This window comes from Janthinobacterium psychrotolerans, assembly GCF_001677885.1.
GTDB classification, from domain to species: Bacteria; Pseudomonadota; Gammaproteobacteria; order Burkholderiales; family Burkholderiaceae_D; genus Janthinobacterium; species Janthinobacterium psychrotolerans.
The window spans coordinates 1-18,702 of sequence record NZ_LOCQ01000041.1; the positions used below are offsets into that span (position 1 = coordinate 1).

General features: G+C 63.1%; 15 protein-coding genes and 1 pseudogene. 11 read left to right on the top strand and 5 right to left on the bottom strand.

The genetic code is table 11. The features are described 5' to 3' along the window. Positions 1-181 (bottom strand): annotated as a pseudogene (locus ASR47_RS26400) (carbohydrate porin); the annotation flags it as partial. A gap of 313 nt (positions 182-494) precedes the next feature. Here ASR47_RS26400 and ASR47_RS03510 point away from each other — a divergent pair. The 8 genes from ASR47_RS03510 to ASR47_RS03545 all read left to right on the top strand — a co-directional run bounded on the left by ASR47_RS03510 (position 495) and on the right by ASR47_RS03545 (position 10,235). Further along, positions 495-1,805 carry an ABC transporter substrate-binding protein gene (locus ASR47_RS03510; protein ID WP_065306383.1) on the top strand — a complete coding sequence of 437 codons (1,311 nt, stop codon included), beginning with the start codon at positions 495-497 and terminating at the stop codon, positions 1,803-1,805. Between the two features lie 96 nt (positions 1,806-1,901). Continuing rightward, positions 1,902-2,762, top strand: a complete 861-nt coding sequence (locus ASR47_RS03515; protein ID WP_065306384.1) for a carbohydrate ABC transporter permease — start codon at positions 1,902-1,904, stop codon at positions 2,760-2,762. 10 nt (positions 2,763-2,772) lie between these two features. Next, a complete protein-coding gene (locus ASR47_RS03520; RefSeq protein ID WP_065306385.1) occupies positions 2,773-3,591 on the top strand; it encodes a carbohydrate ABC transporter permease in 819 nt (272 codons plus the stop codon). A gap of 15 nt (positions 3,592-3,606) precedes the next feature. Continuing rightward, entirely contained in the window at positions 3,607-4,653 is a 1,047-nt protein-coding gene (locus ASR47_RS03525) for an ABC transporter ATP-binding protein (RefSeq protein WP_065306386.1), read from the top strand. 1 nt (position 4,654) lies between these two features. Further along, entirely contained in the window at positions 4,655-6,130 is a 1,476-nt protein-coding gene (locus ASR47_RS03530; RefSeq protein WP_150127677.1) for a mannitol dehydrogenase family protein, read from the top strand. A gap of 10 nt (positions 6,131-6,140) precedes the next feature. Further along, positions 6,141-7,073 carry a helix-turn-helix domain-containing protein gene (locus ASR47_RS03535; protein WP_065306388.1) on the top strand — a complete coding sequence of 311 codons (933 nt, stop codon included), beginning with the start codon at positions 6,141-6,143 and terminating at the stop codon, positions 7,071-7,073. 82 nt (positions 7,074-7,155) lie between these two features. Then, positions 7,156-8,106, top strand: a complete 951-nt coding sequence (locus tag ASR47_RS03540; protein ID WP_065306389.1) for a helix-turn-helix domain-containing protein — start codon at positions 7,156-7,158, stop codon at positions 8,104-8,106. Between the two features lie 74 nt (positions 8,107-8,180). Further along, entirely contained in the window at positions 8,181-10,235 is a 2,055-nt protein-coding gene (locus ASR47_RS03545) for an esterase-like activity of phytase family protein (RefSeq protein ID WP_065306390.1), read from the top strand. Between the two features lie 116 nt (positions 10,236-10,351). Here ASR47_RS03545 and ASR47_RS03550 read toward each other — a convergent pair whose 3' ends face one another. Beyond that, entirely contained in the window at positions 10,352-12,436 is a 2,085-nt protein-coding gene (locus tag ASR47_RS03550) for a S9 family peptidase (RefSeq protein WP_065306391.1), read from the bottom strand. Between the two features lie 210 nt (positions 12,437-12,646). On the opposite strand from ASR47_RS03550, the gene ASR47_RS03555 reads away from it, so the two are divergent. Continuing rightward, positions 12,647-13,225 carry a hypothetical protein gene (locus ASR47_RS03555; protein WP_065306392.1) on the top strand — a complete coding sequence of 193 codons (579 nt, stop codon included), beginning with the start codon at positions 12,647-12,649 and terminating at the stop codon, positions 13,223-13,225. A gap of 470 nt (positions 13,226-13,695) precedes the next feature. Further along, entirely contained in the window at positions 13,696-15,384 is a 1,689-nt protein-coding gene (locus ASR47_RS28120; RefSeq protein ID WP_082988721.1) for a methyl-accepting chemotaxis protein, read from the top strand. On the opposite strand, the gene ASR47_RS26880 is transcribed toward ASR47_RS28120, so the two are convergent. The 3 genes from ASR47_RS26880 to ASR47_RS03570 form a co-directional block, all read right to left on the bottom strand. Then, complete coding sequence (locus tag ASR47_RS26880; RefSeq protein WP_065306393.1) at positions 15,269-16,117, bottom strand: DUF2071 domain-containing protein; 849 nt, start codon at positions 16,115-16,117, stop codon at positions 15,269-15,271. The genes ASR47_RS28120 and ASR47_RS26880 overlap by 116 nt on opposite strands. A 63-nt stretch (positions 16,118-16,180) precedes the next feature. Beyond that, entirely contained in the window at positions 16,181-16,963 is a 783-nt protein-coding gene (locus tag ASR47_RS03565; RefSeq protein ID WP_065306394.1) for a 3-hydroxybutyrate dehydrogenase, read from the bottom strand. Positions 16,964-17,041: 78 nt separating this feature from the next. Beyond that, complete coding sequence (locus tag ASR47_RS03570; RefSeq protein WP_065306395.1) at positions 17,042-18,097, bottom strand: helix-turn-helix domain-containing protein; 1,056 nt, start codon at positions 18,095-18,097, stop codon at positions 17,042-17,044. A gap of 227 nt (positions 18,098-18,324) precedes the next feature. Between ASR47_RS03570 and ASR47_RS03575 the strand changes: the two genes are divergently transcribed. After that, the gene (locus tag ASR47_RS03575) at positions 18,325-18,681 is read left to right on the top strand and encodes a hypothetical protein (protein ID WP_065306396.1); all 357 of its coding nucleotides are present in this window, start codon (positions 18,325-18,327) and stop codon (positions 18,679-18,681) included. Positions 18,682-18,702 lie beyond the last annotated feature (21 nt).

Here is an 18,702-nt window from a genome sequence, read left to right on the forward strand (position 1 = left end):
CGAAGCAGCCTTGTGAGCCGCCGTCACTGGAGGTGTTGCTGCCGGCGCCAGCGCGCAGGTAGCCGTGGAAGCCTTCGGAATCGGTCGGGTACATCGGGTCTGCCATGGCCGAGCCGCTGGCGATGGCCAGCAAGGCGAGAGTAAGGGCGGCCGGCAGGGATTTCAGTGCAGTGCGATTCATGCTGTCTCCAAGGTCACTATGTTGAACGACGCAGGGAAGCCCTGGTGCGTTGCGCGGTCTCATGCCGCAGAACAAAGTCTAGCAGCGCTTTTTTTCCGACCCTGATACAAAAGCTACAAGTGTTGATACTTTCTTGCAGAGTGTTGTTTTTTGAGAATGTCGATACTCTTGCGCATTGACAAGCTGCAAAAGAGTATTGAATTGCGGTTTTGAAGTATCAGAAAGTATCAAACTCCGGTGATACATTGTGGTCGTGGTGCCAACGCAGACCTGTTTCTGGCACCACCAACGACAAAAAACACTGGAGACATCAATGAAACGTATCGCCATTGCCGCGCTGTGCGCCGGCGCCTTCGCCATCAGCACGTCCGCTGCCGCCGCCACCGACCTCGTGATTGCCACCGTCAACAACGGTCACATGATCGAAATGCAAAAGCTCAGCAAGTTCTTCGAGCAGGCCAATCCCGATATCAAACTCAAGTGGGTGACCCTGGAGGAGGGCATCTTGCGCCAGCGCATGACCACTGATATTGCCACCAAGGGCGGCCAGTTCGACGTGATGACGATCGGCCTGTATGAAACGCCGATCTGGGGCAAGAAAAACTGGCTGATCCCGATCCAGCCGGACGCCAAATATGACATCGACGACCTGCTGCCGTCGATCCGCGAAGGCCTGTCCGGCGACGGCAAGCTGTACGCCTCGCCGTTCTACGGCGAAAGCTCGATGATCATGTACCGCAGCGACCTGGTGAAAAAAGCCGGCATGACGATCGAAGACCGCCCCAGCTGGAACCAGCTGCGCGACGTGGCGGCCAGGATCCACGATCCGGCCAATGGCGTATACGGCATCTGCCTGCGCGGCAAGCCGGGCTGGGGCGACAATATGGCGCTCATTACCACCATGGCCAACTCGTTTGGCGGCCAGCTGTTCGACATGAAATGGAAGCCGCAATTTACCAGCAAGCCGTGGAAAGACGCGGTCAACATGTATGTCGATCTGATGAAAAAATACGGCCCGCCGGGCGCGGCCGCCAACAGCTTCAATGAAAACCTGGCGCTGTTCAACCAGGGCAAGTGCGGCATCTGGATCGACGCCACCATCGCCGCCTCCTTCATTACCGATCCTAAACAGAGCAAGGTGGCCGACAAGGTCGCGTTTGCCCAGTCGCCGGTCGGCACCACCGAGCGCGGCGCCAACTGGCTGTGGATCTGGTCGCTGGCCATTCCATCGAGTTCCAAGCATCCGAACGAAGCGCAACGCTTTATCAACTGGGCTACCTCGCCCGACTACATCAAGCTGGTCGCCAGGGAAACCAGCTGGGCCAACGTGCCGACCGGCACGCGCAAGTCGACCTACGCCAACCCGGAATTCCAGAAAGTGGCGAAATTCGCCGCCGCCGAGGGCAAGGCATTGACCACCACCCGCAACGTGCAAAGCACCTTGCTGCCATCGCCTTACGTCGGTGTGCAGTTCGCCTCGATTCCCGAATTCCAGGTGATCGGCGTGGCCGCCGGCCAGCAGATGGCGGCTGCCTTGCTGGGCAAGGTGACCGTGGACCAGGCGCTGGAACTGTCGCAGCAGACGGCTGAACGCGAGATGCGCAAGGGCGGCTACTACAAATAAGACCGTCCTGGTCGTGTAGTTTGCTTTGTAAAACAGGTGAGGTGATAGCTCTGGCGCAAGCCTGGGCGATCACCTCCCACGCCCCAAGAGAACACTATGAAACGCATTATCCCCCGGACCTTGCTGACGCCGGCAGTCGTTGCCGTCTCCGTCATTTCCGTCATCCCCCTGCTGATCACGCTGTACTACGCCTTCGTGCGTTATTCCATGCTCGATCCGAGCGGCCATCCTTTCCATGGCCTCGACAATTTCCACTTTTTCTTTACCGATGCCGCCTTTTTGCCGGCATTGCAGAATACTTTTACCCTGCTGTTTTCCGTGATGCTGATCACGGTGGTGCTGGGCGCCGCGCTGGGCCTGCTGATCAATGAAGCGTTCCCCGGACGCGCCATCGTGCGCGTGCTGCTGATTTCACCGTTCCTGGTGATGCCGGCCGTAAATGCCCTGATGTGGAAGAACATGCTGCTCAACCCCATCTACGGCCTGTTCGCGCAGATCAGCATCTTCTTTGGCGCCACGCCGATCGACTGGCTGTCGGCCCATCCCCTGGTGTCCATCATCATGATGGTGTCGTGGCAATGGCTGCCGTTTGCCTGCCTGATCTTCATGACGGCGCTGCAATCGATGGACCGCGAACAGCTGGAAGCGGCGCGCATGGATGGCGCCAACTATCTGCAGCAGCTGCGCTACCTCTACATCCCGCATCTGGGCCGCGCGGTGTCGGTGGTGCTGATGATCGAGATGATCTTTTTGCTGTCGGTATTTGCCGAAATCTTTACCACCACCGGCGGCGGTCCCGGCTTCGACACCACCACCATCACCTTCATGATCTACCAGCAGGCACTGCTGTCGTACGACGTGGGCGCCGCGTCCGCCGGTGCGCTGTTCGCCGTGCTGATCGCTAATATTGCCGCCTTCTTCCTGATGCGCGTCATCGGCAAGAACCTGTCGAAATAAGGAGACCACCATGCACGATAAAGTTGCTTTGTATGGCCGCACGGTGGCCGCCTGGCTGTTCGCGCTGCTGCTGTTCTTTCCCATCTTCTGGCTGGGACTGATGGCCTTCAAGACGGAAGGCCAGGCCATTTCCACGCCGCCGCTGCTGTTTTTCACGCCCACCCTCGACAGCTTTCGCGAAGTGCTGGCGCGCGACAATTACTTCGGCTACGCCTGGAACTCGCTGTTTACCAGCGTGGTCTCGACCGCCATCGGCTTGTTGATCGCGATACCGGCCGCCTACTCGATGGCGTTCTTCCCCACCGGCGGCACCATCGGCCTGCTCAAATTCATGCTCAGCTCGCGCTATATGCCCGGCGTGGGTGCCCTGATGCCGATCTATATCTGCTACCAGTACTTCGGCCTGTTAGATACCCGCATCGGCCTGACCATCATGTTCATGCTGATGAATCTTCCCATCATGATCTGGCTGCTGTACACCAGCATGAAGGAGCTGCCGCGTGAAATCCTCGAAGCGTCGCGCATGGACGGCGCCACCGTCTGGGACGAGTTCCGCCACGTGGTGCTGCCGCTGTCGGTGGGCGGCATCGCCTCGACCGCGCTGGTGTGCATGGTGTGGTCGTGGAACGAATCGTTCTGGTCGCTGAACCTGGGCGCCTCGAACGCCGGCACCTTGGCCTGGCTGATCGCCTCGTATTCCAGCCCGGAAGGCCTGTTCTGGGCCAAATTGTCGGCCGCCTCATTGATGGCGATCGCGCCGATCATGGCGCTGGGCTGGTTCTGTCAAAAACAATTGGTCCAAGGCATGACCTTCGGCGCTGTTAAGTAAATTTAGGATGACATCATGGCTTATCTTCAACTGAGCAATATCGAAAAATTCTTCGGCGAGCACCGCGCCATCAAGGGCATCGACCTGGAAATCAAGCAGGGCGAGTTCGTCGTGTTTGTGGGGCCGTCGGGCTGCGGCAAGTCGACCCTGCTGCGCCTGATCGCCGGCCTGGAGCCGATCGACGGCGGCAAGCTGTCGCTCGACGGGCGCGATATCACCGGCCTGCCTTCGTCCAAGCGCGACCTGGCGATGGTGTTCCAGTCGTATGCGCTGTACCCGCACATGACGGTGTTCCAGAACATGTCGTTCGCGCTGAAACTGGCTGGCGTCGACCCGAAGATTATCCGCGAAAAAGTCGACAAGGCGGCCGCCATCCTCGACCTGGGCCGCTACCTCGAGCGCACGCCGAAGGAGCTGTCCGGCGGCCAGCGCCAGCGCGTGGCGATCGGCCGCGCCATCGTGCGCGACCCGAAAGTGTTTTTGTTTGACGAACCGCTGTCGAACCTCGATGCGGCGCTGCGCGTGCAGACCCGCATCGAGATCGCCAAGCTGCATCGCGAACTGGGCGCCACCACCATCTATGTCACGCACGACCAGGTCGAGGCGATGACCCTGGCCGACCGCGTGGTGGTGCTGCGCGACGGCCAGATCGAGCAGCATGGCTCGCCCCTGGAGCTGTACGACCGGCCCGCCAACCGCTTTGTGGCGCAGTTTATCGGCACGCCGAGCATGAATGTGGTGCCGGCCGCCGCCGCGCCGCAATTGCTGGCGCAGGCGGGCAGCGCTGGCCAGACCGACGGTTTTGTTGGCATCCGCCCCGAGCATGTGCACCTGGGCGCGGCGCAGCCGGGCAGCGTGCCGGTCACCGTCGAGCTGGTGGAATCGCTGGGTGTGGAAACCCTGACCTATGTGCGCATGGCCAACAACGTGCAAGTGGTGTCGCGCGGCGCCGAGCGCAGCAGCCTGGAACCGGGCCAGCAGACGCAACTGACGTTCGAACCGGGATTTGTCCATTATTTTGACCGCGACGGCAAGACCTATGCCGGCGCGAAGGGAGTGTGAAATGAACGCCATCGCCTTGAATCAAGCCACGCTGGCCCAGCTGCCGGCAAATATCCAGAGGCCCGCCTATGCGCGCGACACGCTCACGCCCAGCATCGTGCATATCGGCGTGGGCGGCTTTTACCGCGCCCACCAGGCCGTGTACCTGGACGAGCTGCTGGCCCTGCCGGGCCATGCCGAGTGGGGCTATTGCGGCGTGGGCCTGTTGCCGCACGACGCGGCCATGCGCGACGCGATGCAGTCGCAGGACTGCCTGTACACGGTCGTCGAGCGCAGCGCGCAGGGCGACACGGCGCGCGTGATCGGCTGCATCGGCGAGTATCTGCATGCACCGGCAGACCCGCGGGCGGTGCTGGAAAAGCTGGCCGCGCCCAATACCCGCATCGTTTCGCTGACGATTACCGAAGGCGGCTACTACGTCAACCAGGGCACCGGCGAATTCGACGCCAGCCACCCCGATATCGTCTATGAGCTGTCCAAGCCGCAAGCGCCGCGCTGCTCGTTCGGCTACCTGCTGGCCGCGCTCGCCATGCGCCGCGCGCGCGGCTTGGCGCCGTTTACCGTCATGTCCTGCGATAACCTGCAAAACAATGGCGACGTCACGCGCACCATGCTGCTGGCGTTTGCGCGCCTGGTCGATGGCGAACTGGCCGGCTGGATCGAGGCCGGCTGTGCTTTCCCGAACAGCATGGTCGACCGCATCACGCCGGCCACCACCGACGAGCACCGCGCGCTGGTGCGTGATACTTTCGGCATCATCGACGCCTGGCCGGTGGTATGCGAGCCGTTTCGCCAGTGGGTGATCGAAGACGCCTTCCCGCATGGCCGTCCGGCCTGGGAGCTGGTCGGCGCGCAGATGACGCACGACGTGCTGCCGTATGAAAAAATGAAGCTGCGCCTCTTGAACGCCAGCCACCAGGCGCTGTGCTATATCGGCATGCTGCTCGGCTACACCTACGCCCATGAAGCGATGGCCGATGCCGGCATCCGGCAACTGGTGCGGCGCATGATGGATGACGAGGTCACGCCGCTGCTGGAAGAAGTCGAGGGCATCGATCTGGCCAGCTACAAGGACACGCTGATCGAGCGCTTTTCGAATCCGGCGGTGCGCGACCAGCTGGCGCGCATCGGCACCGAAGGCTCGGCGCGGATACCGAAATTCGTGCTGCCGGCGGTGCGCGAAGCGCTGGCGCAGGGCGGCGCCATCGAACTGCTGGCCTTTACGGTGGCCTGCTGGTTCCGCTACCTGGAAGGCCATGACGACAACGGTCTTGACATGCCGCTCAACGATCCGCATGGCGTGCGCCTGCGCGAACTGGCCCTGCATGGCGGCGCGAACGCCACCGCGCTGCTGTCACTACGCGAGCTGTTCGGCGAACTGTCCGACACGCCGGCGTTCGCCGGGGCGGTCAGCCTGTCGCTGGAGGGGCTGTACAACCTGGGTGCACGGCGCGCGCTCGACCAGGCCGTCGCCTGAAGGAGGGGCCATGTGCGCCACGCCCAAAAAAGTCGACTATGCGCTGCCGCAGGTGGAGCACGAGCGGCAGCGCGATGCCACGCCCGGTTTCGAACCGAAGGGCAGCTACGGTTTTATCCGCTACCTGGAACACGGCTTTCCGAACTCGCTGGTGCGCTGGCATTACCATGACGAGTACGAGCTGCACCTGATCGTGGAAAGCTCGGGCAAGGTCTTTGTCGGCGACTATATCGGCCAGTTTGCGCCGGGCCACCTGGTGCTGACGGGGCCGCGCGTGCCGCACAACTGGGTCTCGCTGGGCACGCCGCCCGAAGGGGTGCTGCTGCGCGACATGGTGATCCAGTTTGCCCATCCGCCGCTGGCGGCCATGGCGGCCGTGATGCCCGAACTGAAGGACCTGTTTCCGCTGCTGCAGCGCGCCCTGCACGGGGTCGAGTTTTTCAATGTCAGCGAGCTGTCGCTGCGGCGCTTCCGGCGCATCCGCGACAGCAGCGGCCTGCCGCGCCTGATCGAGTTTTTGACCTTGTTGAGCGAACTGGCGCAGACCAGCGACTACCAGCTGCTGTCGACCATTCCGATGCAGTCGAGCGACGACGACGCCGCACTGGCGCGCATCAGTTCGGCCATCAATTATATTGTCCACAATTACAGCAGCCAGTTTTCGCTCAGGGAACTGGCGGAACAGGTGGACATGCCGGAGCGCACCTTTTCGCGCTTTTTTCGCAGCGCCACCGGCAACAGCTTTACCGATTTCGTCAATCGCCTGCGCATCAACCGGGCCTGCCAGCTGCTGATGGAGACCGAGCATTACGTCAGCAATATCTGCTACGAGGCAGGCTTCAACAACGTCGCCAATTTCAATCGCCGCTTCCTGGAACTGAAAGGCATGACGCCGAAGGAATTTCGACAGCAGGCGCTGGGGCGCTTCGGTGTACAGGAGTAGGGACTTTCAGTTCATTTTGCGGTACATTGGACGATAGCGGCAGACCGCATGACAATAAACGACACCGGCAAACGAGACCCGCATGGAACAGACCTGGCTGAAGGATGCGCAGCGCGAGATCGAGCGCAAGCCGCCCGAGCTCGAACGCGAAAGCTACGACGGCATCATCAATTACCTGGAACACGGCTATCCCAGCTCGCGCGTGCGCTGGCATTGCCATGAAGAATACGAGCTGCACCTGATCGTCGCCACCAGCGGGCGGCTGTTCGTCGGCGACTATATCGGCGAATTTTCGCCCGGCCACCTGGTGCTGACCGGGCCGCGCCTGCCGCACAACTGGATTTCGACCATGGTGCCTGAAGGCGGCGTACCGCTGCGCGACATGATCGTGCAGTTTTCGCATGCGCCGATTGCCGGCGCCGCGCGCGTGATTCCCGAATTGCGCGAACTGCTGCCGCTGCTGGAGCGCTCCAGCTATGGCGTGGAGTTCTTCGACATGGGGCGTGACGCCGAACAACACCTGGCGCGCATCCGCGCCACCCATGGCGCCGAGCGTTTCGGCCACTTCGTGCAGCTGATGGTGACCCTGGCGCGCACCGCCAACTACCGGCTGCTGTCGACCGCTTCCCTGCGTTCGTATGACGACGACGCCACCCTGGCCAAGGTGAACTCGGTGCTCAACTACATCACGGAAAACTACCGCGAGCCGATTTCGGCCGAGATGCTGGCCGAGCAGGTGGGCATGTCGCTCAGCAAGTTCTCGCGCTTTTTTCGCAAGGCGACCGGCAACAGCTTTACCGACTTTATCAGCCGGCTGCGCATCAACAAGGCCTGCCAGCTGCTGATGGACACCGACCACTATGTATCGAACGTCTGCTATGACGTGGGCTTCCAGAACGTGGCCAATTTCAACCGCCGCTTCCTGCAGGTCAAGGGGGTGACGCCGAAAGAGTTCCGGCGCCAGGCCGATGGCCGTTTTGGCGGTATCGGCGGGCCGCCCGGCCCAGCTGTCGCAGCGGCGCCTCCATCGTGACAACGCTGTCATACGCTTGTCATTTCGACACGGTAGGCTTCCCGGTTCTGATCTCACCTACCTTGAGGAAACCGATGAAGCACGCCGTCAACACCATTCCGAAACTGCGCCTGCTGGCGCTTGCCGCCAGCGTTGGCCTGAGCGCCTGCGGCGGCAGCGACAGTCATGACGCACCAGCTGCGCCAGTCGCCATGACCGGGGTGTTCCTCGACGGCGCCGTCGAAGGCCTGGACTACGTGGCTGGCGCCGCCGCCAGGGCCAGCACCAGCGCCAAGGGCGAATTCACGTGCAACGCCGGCGACAACGTCACCTTCAGCGCCGGCGGCGTGGTGCTGGGCGCCACCTTGTGCAGCCCCGTCGTCACGCCGTTGACCCTGGCCGCCAGCACCAGCGTGGCCGACGACAAGGTTGTCAACCGCCTGCTGGCGCTGCAACTGCTGGACGATGACAGCGACCCGTCGAACGGCATCAAGATCACCAGTGATGTGAAGACGGCGCTGGCCGGCAAGACGCTCGATTTTGCCGCCGCGCCGGCAACGTTCAATACCGCGCTGGCCGCGCAGCTGGCCACCCTGGGCGCCAAATTTGCGGCGCGCACGGTCGACAGCGAACGCCGCGCGCTGGTGCGCGAGCACTTTGAAGACACCCTGGCCTCGAAAGTGGGCGCGCCCGTCAACGAGTCGCTCACGCAAACCACGCCGCTGGGCGAGGTGAAAGTGACGGTCACGCGCTACCAGATCCAGGCCGCCAACAGTTTTTATGTGCCGTACGAAGGCGCCAATGCCAAGGTCAAGAGCGAGTTCCCGAACGGTTTCCTGCCGTCGTACGGCTCCGGCCTGGCCTTCAAGGGGACAAACGCCAATGGCGACCTCGAATTCTATGGCCTGACCGACCGCGGCCCGAACGGCGATGGTCCGTTGGTGCCGGACCCGAACGTCAAGGGCGCCACCATCGGCAGCAAGATCTTCCCGTCGCCGAGCTTCGCCCCGGCGTTTGGCGTCATCACGGTGGGCAAGAACGGCGCCGTGCTGGCGTCGTCCACGCCGATCAAGGTCAGCGCCAGCGTCAACACCTCGGGCCTGCCGGTGCCGGTGGGCGCGGTCGGCAATTCGGCCGAGATTCCCGTGATGGACGTCATGAAGTATGACGCCGCCAGCAAGGCGGTCTTCAATGCGGGCGGCCTCGATTCGGAAGCCATCGTGGTCGACAAGAAGCGCAATGCGCTGTGGGTCTCGGACGAATACGGCCCCTTCATCATCAAGCTCGATGCGGCCACCGGCTTGATCCAGGCCAAGTACGAACCGGGCAAGGGCTTGCCGGCGCTGTTCGCCAAACGCCGCGCCAACCGCGGCATGGAAGGCATGACGCTCGACGCCTCGAACGACAAGCTGTACGCCTTTTTGCAAAGCCCGCTGACGGACGGCAGCGCCACCTATGCGGTGACCAAAAAGTCGGAGCTGATCGAGCGCTATGCGCGCTTTACGCGCTGGATCGAATTCGACCCCGCCACTGGCACCAGCGGCAAGATGTTCGCCTATCCGCTCGACGCGCAAGACTACCAGGATGGCCGTACCGGCAACGCCAAGCTGGGTGACATGGTGGCGCTCGGCGGCGGCAAGTTCCTCGTCATCGAGCAGGGCGCCGCGCCCTCGGGCAAGGTGTTCAATAAATTGATGCTGGTCGACCTGAACGCGGCCACCGATATTTCGGCAGCCGGCTTTAACGCGGCCACCTCGGACCTGGAAAAGAGCAGCATGGCCGGCGCGGCGGTGAACGGCGCCGACTGGGCGCAGGTGAAAGCGATGAAGAAAACCCTGCTGCTGGACTTGAACGCGATTGGCTGGGCGGCGGAAAAAGCCGAAGGGTTGACACTGATCGACGGTTCGACCATTGCGCTGGCCAACGACAACGACTTCGGCATGAAGACCAAGGTATTTGACGCGGCCGGCGTGGAAGTGCAGGGCGCCGACGTCACCAAATGCGTGGTGGACGCCAATGGCGTGATCGTCACCAGCAGCGCGGTGGGCTGCAACGCCGCCAACACCATCCGCGTGGCCCGTGGCGACGACCGCGAGCGTCCGGCACGGCTGTGGATCGTGAAGTTTGCCAAGGCGCTCAATACGTATTGAGTGGTGGTGTCGGATTACGGCCTGCGGCCTCGGCGGCCCCGCCTAATCCGACCTACGATCGATGGCAGGTAGCGTAGGTCGGATTAGCGCGCAGCGCGTAATCCGACACATGCCACTTACTTTTTCGTATAAGTATTCAACCAATCCAGCACCGTGTGATGCCACAGCAGCGAGTTCGCCGGTTTCAATACCCAGTGATTCTCGTCCGGGAACACCAGCAATTTGCTTGGCACGTTCTGGCGCTGCAGCGCGGTGAAGGTGCCCAGGCCCTGGGTGGTCGGGATGCGGAAGTCCAGGTCGCCCTGGACCACCAGCATCGGCGTTTTCCAGTTCTTCACGTAGTTGACCGGGTTGAACTGTTCGTGCCTGGCTGCCGCGTCATAGTAGGTACCGCCGTTTTCCCACTCGTTGAACCACAGCTCTTCGGTCGAGTAGTACATGGCGCGGTTGTCGAACACGCCGTCGTGGTTGACCAGGCATTTGAAACCGTCCGGCCAGTTACCGGCGATCCAGTTCATCATGTAGCCGCCGTACGACGCACCGAGGGCGCAGCTGCGTTCGCGGTCCAGCCAGGCGAATTTCTGTGTCGCCGCTTCCAATCCTTTTTGCAGGTCGACCAGGGGCTTGCCGCCCCAGTCGCCGCTGATGGAGTCGGTGAACTTCTGGCCGTAGCCGGTGGAACCGTGGAAGTCGATAAAGACGGTGGCGTAGCCGGCGCCCGCATACACTTGCGGATTCCAGCGGTAGCTCCAGCTGTTGCCGAAGCTGCCTTGCGGGCCGCCGTGGACCAGAAAGGCGATCGGATACTTTTCGCCGGCCCTGGCGTTCCATGGCTTCATCACATGGCCGTAGACAGTTTCGCCATTGGCGCCGGCAAACGAAAACTGCTCGTATTCGCCAAAACGCACGTCGGCCAGCGCTTGCGCATTCTGTTTGGTCAGCTGCGTCATCGGCGCCGACTCGGACTTCGCATCGAGTTTGCGCTGGTACAGCTGCGCGCCAGAGGCCAGGTTGGCCTGTGTCAGCACGATGGTATTGCCGCGCACGTCGAATTCGCCGACCGCGCCCTTGCCGGTCAGGGCCGACACTTTGCCGTTGGCGGCGTCGATCTGGAACAAGCGGTGCTGGCCGACGTCATCGGCGGTGGCCAGGATGGCCTTGCCATCCGGGGTCCAGCGGAAGTCGGCGATCGAGCGGTCCCAGTCGTCGGCCACGGTGCGCTTCTTGCCGGTGGCCACATCCATCAGCACCAGATGAAAGCGGTCCGCCTCGAAGCCTGGCTTGGTCATGGCGACGTAGGCCAGCGTGCGCCCGTCCGGCGAGTATGTCGCTTTCGCATCCCAGGCCGGATTGTCCGAGGTCAGGTTGCGCGGCGCTTCGCCGCCGCTGGCGGCTATGGTGTAGACGTCGAAGTTGGTCGACCACGACTCCGTGCGGCCGGCCACGCGCACCGAAAACGCCACCGTCTTGCCGTCCGGGCTGAAGTGGTATTCGCCGTTGTCGCCGAACGGTTTCGATGGCGCGTCGCCGTCCAGCGTGCCGCTCAGGCTGACCGGCGTGGCGCTGACCTTGCCGCTGGCGTCGATCGGCGCGGAATAGAGCACGTTGCGGCGGCCATCGGCCCAGGTGTCCCAATGGCGCACGAACAGCTGGTCATAGACCATGCCGGTGGCCTTGTTTTTCGCTTTTTCGTCGAGGCGCTTCTTGCTGCAGGCGATGTCGGCGCAATCGAGGAACACGCCCATGCTGAAGGCCAGGCGGTCGCCCTGCGGCGACAGGCGGTAGGTGTCGATGTCGAGCGCCAGGTCGGTCACCTTCGACGCTTCGCCACCGTTCATCGGCAGCTGCCACACCTGCGACGAGCCCGAGCGGCCGGACAGGAAGTAGATCGTGTCGCCCTTGGGCGACCATTGCGGATCGCTGGCGCTGGCCTCGCCGCGCGTGAGCTGGCGCGGCGCGGCGTTCGGCGCGCGCAGGTCGATCATCCACAGCTGCGTGTTGCCGCGGTTTTTGTCGAGGTTGGTGCTGCGCACGGTGTAGACCACGCGCGTGGCGTCCGGCGACAGCGCCGGGCTGCCGACACGTTCCATGGCAACCATGTCTTCGACGGTAAAACCGCGCGGCGCGGCCAGCGCCGGGGTGGCGGCGGTGGTGGCCATGGCGGCACTGAATGCTCCCAAGAGCAGCAGACGTAAACTCATTCAAACTCCTGTCATGTTCAAGATCGATCTGGCCGGCAGTCCCGCCGGCAGCCCGACATGATAGCAACAAAGACGAGCTTGCCGCCGGTGTTGACCAGCGGTGGCCGAACGGTCCTGGCCAGTTGGTTATCTACAATTGTTTCCAATCGGAACGGGATTGAAAACCATGGCTGTTAGACTACGTTTCTTTTTTCATATGAGTATTGAACCATGCGCCTGACGACTTTTGCCCTGACCCTTGCCACCGTGTTTTCCTTCAGCGCCGCGCAGGCGGCCGCGACGCCGACCCTGGAACAGATACACGCCGCCGTCGCTGCGGGCGTGGCGAAAACAAAGTCCAGTGTGCCGATCGCCGTCAAGGTCAACAGCCTGTCGGGCTGCCAGCCTTCGCCGGAAGTGCAGGGGGAAACCGTCTGCCTGGTCGGCATGAGCGCCGGCATGAACGAAGGCTACACGGTGCTGCCGCTGCGCCAGGAAAATGGCTTGTGGGCCGGCGTCGAGCGCCGCGACGCGCGCTTTCCTGGTCCGCAGCCGGCCGAAGCGGTCGCCTTGCTGCGCACCTGGGCCAAGGCGGAAATGGCGAAAGATCCGGAAGCGGCGCAGGACAAGCAGATGAATGAAGCGGCCACCACCATGGACATCACCTCCATCGATGACTGCCAGGTGATGCGCAAGACGGGTCTGGTTCGCTGCGACGTGGTGCTCACCGTGCCGGGCCAGGCCATCAAGATCTCCGCCAAGATGAGCTATGCGTTCGAGAACGGCAAATGGCGTTACGTGTTGCGTTGAAGCAACGCTAGTGCGGCCATGTTGCCGCCCATTCCCAGCGCCGGTAGCGCTGGCCGCTCCCCCGCTGAAGTCATGCGGGCGGTGTCCCGCTACGCCATGACTATCCCCCATGACGTCGAGGCAACGCGCATGCCGCACGTGCTGCGCGTATCGCGCAAGGCCATAAATATTATCAATATAATAATATTTATCTATATAAAATTCAATGGCCACAAAATAAATATTTCAAAATTAAAAAAACAATATATTTAAGATAATCGATTTATTTGCGTTAATATGTGATGAACGCCAAGTAAATCAATAGTGGCACTGCCGCCACCGCCAATGCGAGTTGTCGGCAGGAATGAAATTTTTTCTATTTTATTGGCAATAAAATATTAAGATATGGAGACCAGGCCAGCCGAAATTGTCTGCTGCCAGTCCGTTATCCGCTTACCCGTGCTGTACGGGCCACTCTTGAGGATGTGACCATGCGACTCAACCTTCCTGTCACCGATACCGAAATCAACCTGAGCGATACCGAGACCATTGTTTCGACTACCGACTTGCAAGGCAATATCACCTACGCCAATCCGTACTTCATCGCCATCAGTGGTTATACGGCCGAGGAACTGATCGGCGCGCCGCAAAACATCCTGCGCCACCCGGACATGCCGGTCGAAGCGTTTGCCGACTTCTGGTCCACCATCCGTTCGGGCCGCTCCTGGAGCGGCATGGTCAAGAACCGCTGCAAGAATGGCGATTGCTACTGGGTGCTGGCCAACGTGACGCCGGTGGTGGCAGATGGTGCGGCGATCGGCTACATGTCGGTGCGTACCAAGCCCACGCGCCAGCAAGTGGCCGATGCTGCTGCCTTGTATGCGCGTATCAAGGCCGGCCAGGCCGGCGGCATGGCGATCAGCCAGGGCGCGGCCGTGCGTACCGGCTGGCTGGCGAAAGCCGCCGGTTTGCGCGACATGGCGCTGGGCAAGCGCATCGGCTGGAACCTGGGCTTGATCAGCCTGGCCTTGCTGCTGCAGCTGGCCTGGAATGCCGATGTGTTGCCCGCATCTGCCGGGCCGTGGCTGACGGCCTTGTCGGTGGCCGCACTGGTGGCGACCCTGTATTTCTGGAGCGTGTTGCACCGCACCGTGCTGCTGCCTTTGCAGCAGGCGCGCCAGGCCTGCGACATCATGGCCGGCGGCGACCTGACGGGCGAGATCGACACCACGCGGCGCGATGAAATGGGGCAGTTGCTGCGCTCCTTGCGCCAGTTGCGCGTCAACCTGCATTCCATCGTCGGCGACGTGCGCGGCAATTTTTTGCGCATCAGCGCGGCCAGCGCCGATATCGCCGCCGGCAATATGGATCTGTCGCGCCGCACCGAGGCGCAGGCGTCTGCCCTGCAGCAGACCGCGTCGAGCATGGAGCAGCTGGCCGCCACGGTCCAGCAGAACAGCGGCAACGCGGGCCAGGCCAGCGAGATGGTGGGCAAGGCGCATGGCCTGGCCGGGCGCGGCGGCGAAATCGTCGATCAGGTGGTGGTGATGATGGACGAGATCAACGCCTCGTCGAAAAAGATCGGCGACATCACCGGCATTATCGAAGGCATCGCGTTCCAGACCAATATCCTGGCCTTGAATGCGGCCGTGGAAGCGGCGCGCGCCGGCGACCAGGGACGCGGCTTTGCCGTGGTGGCTGGCGAAGTGCGCAGCCTGGCGCAGCGTTCGGCCGCCGCCGCCACCGAAATCAAGCAGCTCATTACCGCTTCCTTGCAGCAGGTGGAGGAGGGCACGCGGCTGGCCGCACAGGCCGGTGCCAGCAGCCAGGACATGCTGGGCGCGGTGCAGGGCGTCAATGGCATCATGGGCGAAATCGCCGCCGCTTCGCGCGAGCAAAGCCATGGCATCGGCCAGGTCAACCAGGCGGTCACGCAAATGGATGAAGTGACGCAGCAGAACGCGGCGCTGGTGGAGGAATCGGCTGCTGCCTCCGCCTCGCTGCAGGACCAGACCTTGCAGCTGGAACAGGCGATGGCGCTGTTCCGGCTCGAACGGCGCAGCGCTACAACAGCTGTTCGGACAGCGCCAGGAACGGCACGGCAGGCACCAGGAAGGCAAATGGCGGGGACGAAGGCGGCAGTTGCGCCAGCAGCGCGCAGTCGGCAGATTGCGGGGTAAGCGGCAGCACCCGCGCCAGGTCGACCGGCAGGCTGATTTCACCGAGCGCCAGCCTGCCGTTGCGCGGCACGTGGGCGACGGCCGCGTCCTGGCAGGCCAGACTGGCGACGGCGTTATCCCAGCTGCCGAACATGGCGCGCCACGTGTCGTCCAGGTCTTTGGTGCCGGCCACCTGCGCCTGAACCTTGAAGGCTGGCGCGCTGCCGGCGCCAGCAAGGATGGCGCAATGGGCCGCTTTTTCATCGGCGCCATGCGTCATGCTCGCTGCCAGGTGGGTCGGCAGGATATCGCTGAACAATCGCGTGGCCAGCGCATGCGGCAGGCTGTCCATCACGTTTTTCAGGAAAAACACGGTCGGCACCTGGGGCGCGCCGGCTGGTGCCTGATCCAGGTACAGCCGCCAGTTGCTTTGCAGCGGAGACGGCATCAGGCGGCGCAAGGGGCCGGCCATGCGGGGCCCGAAATGGCCGTGGCGGTAAGTGAGCACCGTGAATGGCGTCAGGCCATCGCGCTGCAGCAGAGCCAGGCCGGGCGGCAGCAGCGCCTGCGCGGCGCCGGCGTCGACCAGCCAGCTGACGTAAATGACATCGACCACGTCGCTGGCCAGGGTGACAAACGGCAGGCGCGACATGACGGCGTGGCGCCAGTTGGCCCAGCGCCCGCTGTTGGCCACGCGGGCGAGCAGCCTGCCGGCGCGGCCAGGATGCGGATGCAGATAGGTATTGAGATGCAAGACAGGACTTTCGCAAAAAATCGCCAGGCAGGCGGATGCCGCCTGCCTGGCTCCGGAGGCGACTTATTGCATGTGCCAGCCGTGGCTGACCACGATCGACTGGCCGCTCAGCGCATTCGACGGAAACGCCGCCAGGAACACGGCCGTTTGCGCCACGTCCTGGGTAGTGGTGAATTCGCCGTCGATGGTGTCTTTCAGCATGACTTTCTTGATCACGTCTTCTTCGCTGATGTTCAGCTGCGCCGCCTGTTCGGGGATCTGCTTGTCGACCAGCGGGGTGCGCACGAAGCCGGGGCAGATCACGTTGGCGCGGATGCCGTCTTTCGCGCCTTCCTTGGCCACCACCTTGGCCAGGCCCACCAGGCCGTGCTTGGCCGCCACGTAAGCGCTCTTGAAGGGCGAACCTTCATGCGAGTGCACCGAACCCATGTAGATGATGGCGCCGCCGCGGCCTTTCTCAATCATGGCGCGCATGCAGGCGCGGGTGGTGAGAAAGGCGCCGTCCATGTGAATTGCCAGCATTTTCTTCCACTGGTCGAAAGCATAGTCGACTACCGGGCTGATGATCTGGATGCCGGCGTTGCTGATCAGGATGTCGATGCCGCCGAAGTGGGCCACGGCGTCGGCCACGCCCTTGTCTACCTGCTCTTCGCTCGATACGTCCATGGCGACGGCAAAGGCCTCGCCGCCGGCCTGCCTGATTTCATCGGCCGTCTTGCTGGCGGCGTCGAGCGCCAGGTCGGCGATCACGATCTTGGCGCCTTGTTTGGCGTATTCAATGGCCATTTCCTTGCCGATGCCGCTGGCGGCGCCGGTAATCAGTGCGACTTTGTCCTTGAGTTGCATTATTCTTCCTTTGCATTGCAGGTTGGAGGATACAAATTAACTTGCCACTGCCAGTATAGCCAGAAACCGAAACAGAGATCATTCACGCGCATCAAGGCGCTCCTGCAAGCGCCAGGCGCCGGGATTGGTGCCGGCCCAGGCGCGAAATGCGTGGTTGAAGGCGCTTTGCTCCCGGTAGCCGAGCAAAAAAGCGATATCGGCCAGCGACAGCTCCGGCTGGCGCAGGTAGTCGCAGGCCTGGCGATAGCGCACCTGGTCGAGCAGTCGCTGGAAGCTGGTGCCGGCGTCGCTCAGTTTGCGCTGCAGGGTGCGCGGCGTCATCGCCAGTTCGCCGGCCACCGTGGCCAGGCGCACCGTGCCCTGGCGCAGGCCGGCGGCAATCGTCTGTTGCACCTGCTCTTCGATGCCGTTTCCGGCGCCAGCGGCTCTGCAGCGCTGCGCCAGCAACTGCTCGGCGTGCTGGCGCAGCAAGGGGTACCGGCTGGTGTCGGCATTCGGCACCGGCCAGTCCAGCACCTGCGCATCCATGGTGGCGATGTTGGCGTCGCTGCCGAAGCGCGGCAGGCTGCCCAGCACGCGTACATATTCGTCGCGGTGGCTGGCATGGCGCAGCAGGGCCTGGCCGCCGCCATCGTGGGCAAACGCCAGTTCGGCCGGCGGCAAGGCCATGCCGGCCAGCCAGTCGCCACAGACGCGGATGCCGGCAAACACGCTGTCGACCAGGTGCCGGCTGGCGTGCTGGTAGTGGCTGACCCAGCGGTATTGAAAGCGCTCGCCATCGCGCCGCAGCGACCAGCGGCCCAGGTCGTGCGCCAGCACTTCGTAGCGCGCCGTCTGCTCGAGCGCCTGGCCGACGCTGGCGCAATTGAGCAGCACCAGGCCGTAGGCGCTGCAGGTGCCCATGCGCACGCGCTCGCCCACGTGCAGGCCGAAATGCGCGTCGCCAGCCAGCATGGCGCCGGCGTCGAGCAATCGCACATAGGCGGCAGCGGGCAGGGCGGCCGGCAGCGGCGTCAGGCCGTTCTCGGGCAAGCCCGCCGCGCTGGCCAGCGTGGCATTGTCGATGCCGTGCGCACCGGCCGCTTCCAGCAGCGGCTGCACATAGGCTGCGGCGACGGTGTCAGTGCCTGGCATGATGGAACAATGCGATTATCATGAAAAACCAATACCTCGTGATGGTGGCGGCCTGCGCTGGCGGTCAGACAGTATATCTTGGGAGGCAGGCGATGCGACGCTGCGCCGCCTGGACCGCGAGGCGCAGCTGGCCACTTTTGGCGCCGGCGTGTTCGGCCCCGACCTGGAAGCCCAACTGCGCGCACATGGCTACACGCTGGGCATCGCCATCACAGCGTGCCTGCGCCATGAAACAAAAGGAGAACAATATCAATACCATGCTGTTTGGCGAAGTGCTGGAACTGGGCGAAGCCCGCATCACCTACGACAGCTTGTCGCCGCTGGACCTGGCGCAGCCGGTGGCAGCCCTCGTCGATGACCTCGGCGAGGACTTGCTGCAGATCGTCTGCGCCAATGGCGATATCGTCGATGTCGGCTGGTATCCGGCCTGGAGTGAACAGGGCCGCCTGCGCGTGGTGACGGTGCGCGGCCAGGACTGGGAGGCGCCCATCTTCAGCGCGCAGCCGGCGCAAAAGCCGCAGGCGCTGCTGGCCGCCTTGCGTGCAGCCTTGCGCGTCGCGCTGGCGCTGCCTGGTAGCCAGTGACACGGGAGGGCCGCCAGCAGC

Coding starts and splice junctions, on each gene's coding strand:
- ASR47_RS03510 (WP_065306383.1), top strand. CDS start 495: ATGAAACGTATCGCCATTGCCGCGCTGTGCGCCGGCGCCTTCGCCATC.
- ASR47_RS03515 (WP_065306384.1), top strand. CDS start 1,902: ATGAAACGCATTATCCCCCGGACCTTGCTGACGCCGGCAGTCGTTGCC.
- ASR47_RS03520 (WP_065306385.1), top strand. CDS start 2,773: ATGCACGATAAAGTTGCTTTGTATGGCCGCACGGTGGCCGCCTGGCTG.
- ASR47_RS03525 (WP_065306386.1), top strand. CDS start 3,607: ATGGCTTATCTTCAACTGAGCAATATCGAAAAATTCTTCGGCGAGCAC.
- ASR47_RS03530 (WP_150127677.1), top strand. CDS start 4,655: ATGAACGCCATCGCCTTGAATCAAGCCACGCTGGCCCAGCTGCCGGCA.
- ASR47_RS03535 (WP_065306388.1), top strand. CDS start 6,141: ATGTGCGCCACGCCCAAAAAAGTCGACTATGCGCTGCCGCAGGTGGAG.
- ASR47_RS03540 (WP_065306389.1), top strand. CDS start 7,156: ATGGAACAGACCTGGCTGAAGGATGCGCAGCGCGAGATCGAGCGCAAG.
- ASR47_RS03545 (WP_065306390.1), top strand. CDS start 8,181: ATGAAGCACGCCGTCAACACCATTCCGAAACTGCGCCTGCTGGCGCTT.
- ASR47_RS03550 (WP_065306391.1), bottom strand. CDS start 12,436: ATGAGTTTACGTCTGCTGCTCTTGGGAGCATTCAGTGCCGCCATGGCC.
- ASR47_RS03555 (WP_065306392.1), top strand. CDS start 12,647: ATGCGCCTGACGACTTTTGCCCTGACCCTTGCCACCGTGTTTTCCTTC.
- ASR47_RS28120 (WP_082988721.1), top strand. CDS start 13,696: ATGCGACTCAACCTTCCTGTCACCGATACCGAAATCAACCTGAGCGAT.
- ASR47_RS03565 (WP_065306394.1), bottom strand. CDS start 16,963: ATGCAACTCAAGGACAAAGTCGCACTGATTACCGGCGCCGCCAGCGGC.
- ASR47_RS03570 (WP_065306395.1), bottom strand. CDS start 18,097: ATGCCAGGCACTGACACCGTCGCCGCAGCCTATGTGCAGCCGCTGCTG.
- ASR47_RS03575 (WP_065306396.1), top strand. CDS start 18,325: ATGAAACAAAAGGAGAACAATATCAATACCATGCTGTTTGGCGAAGTG.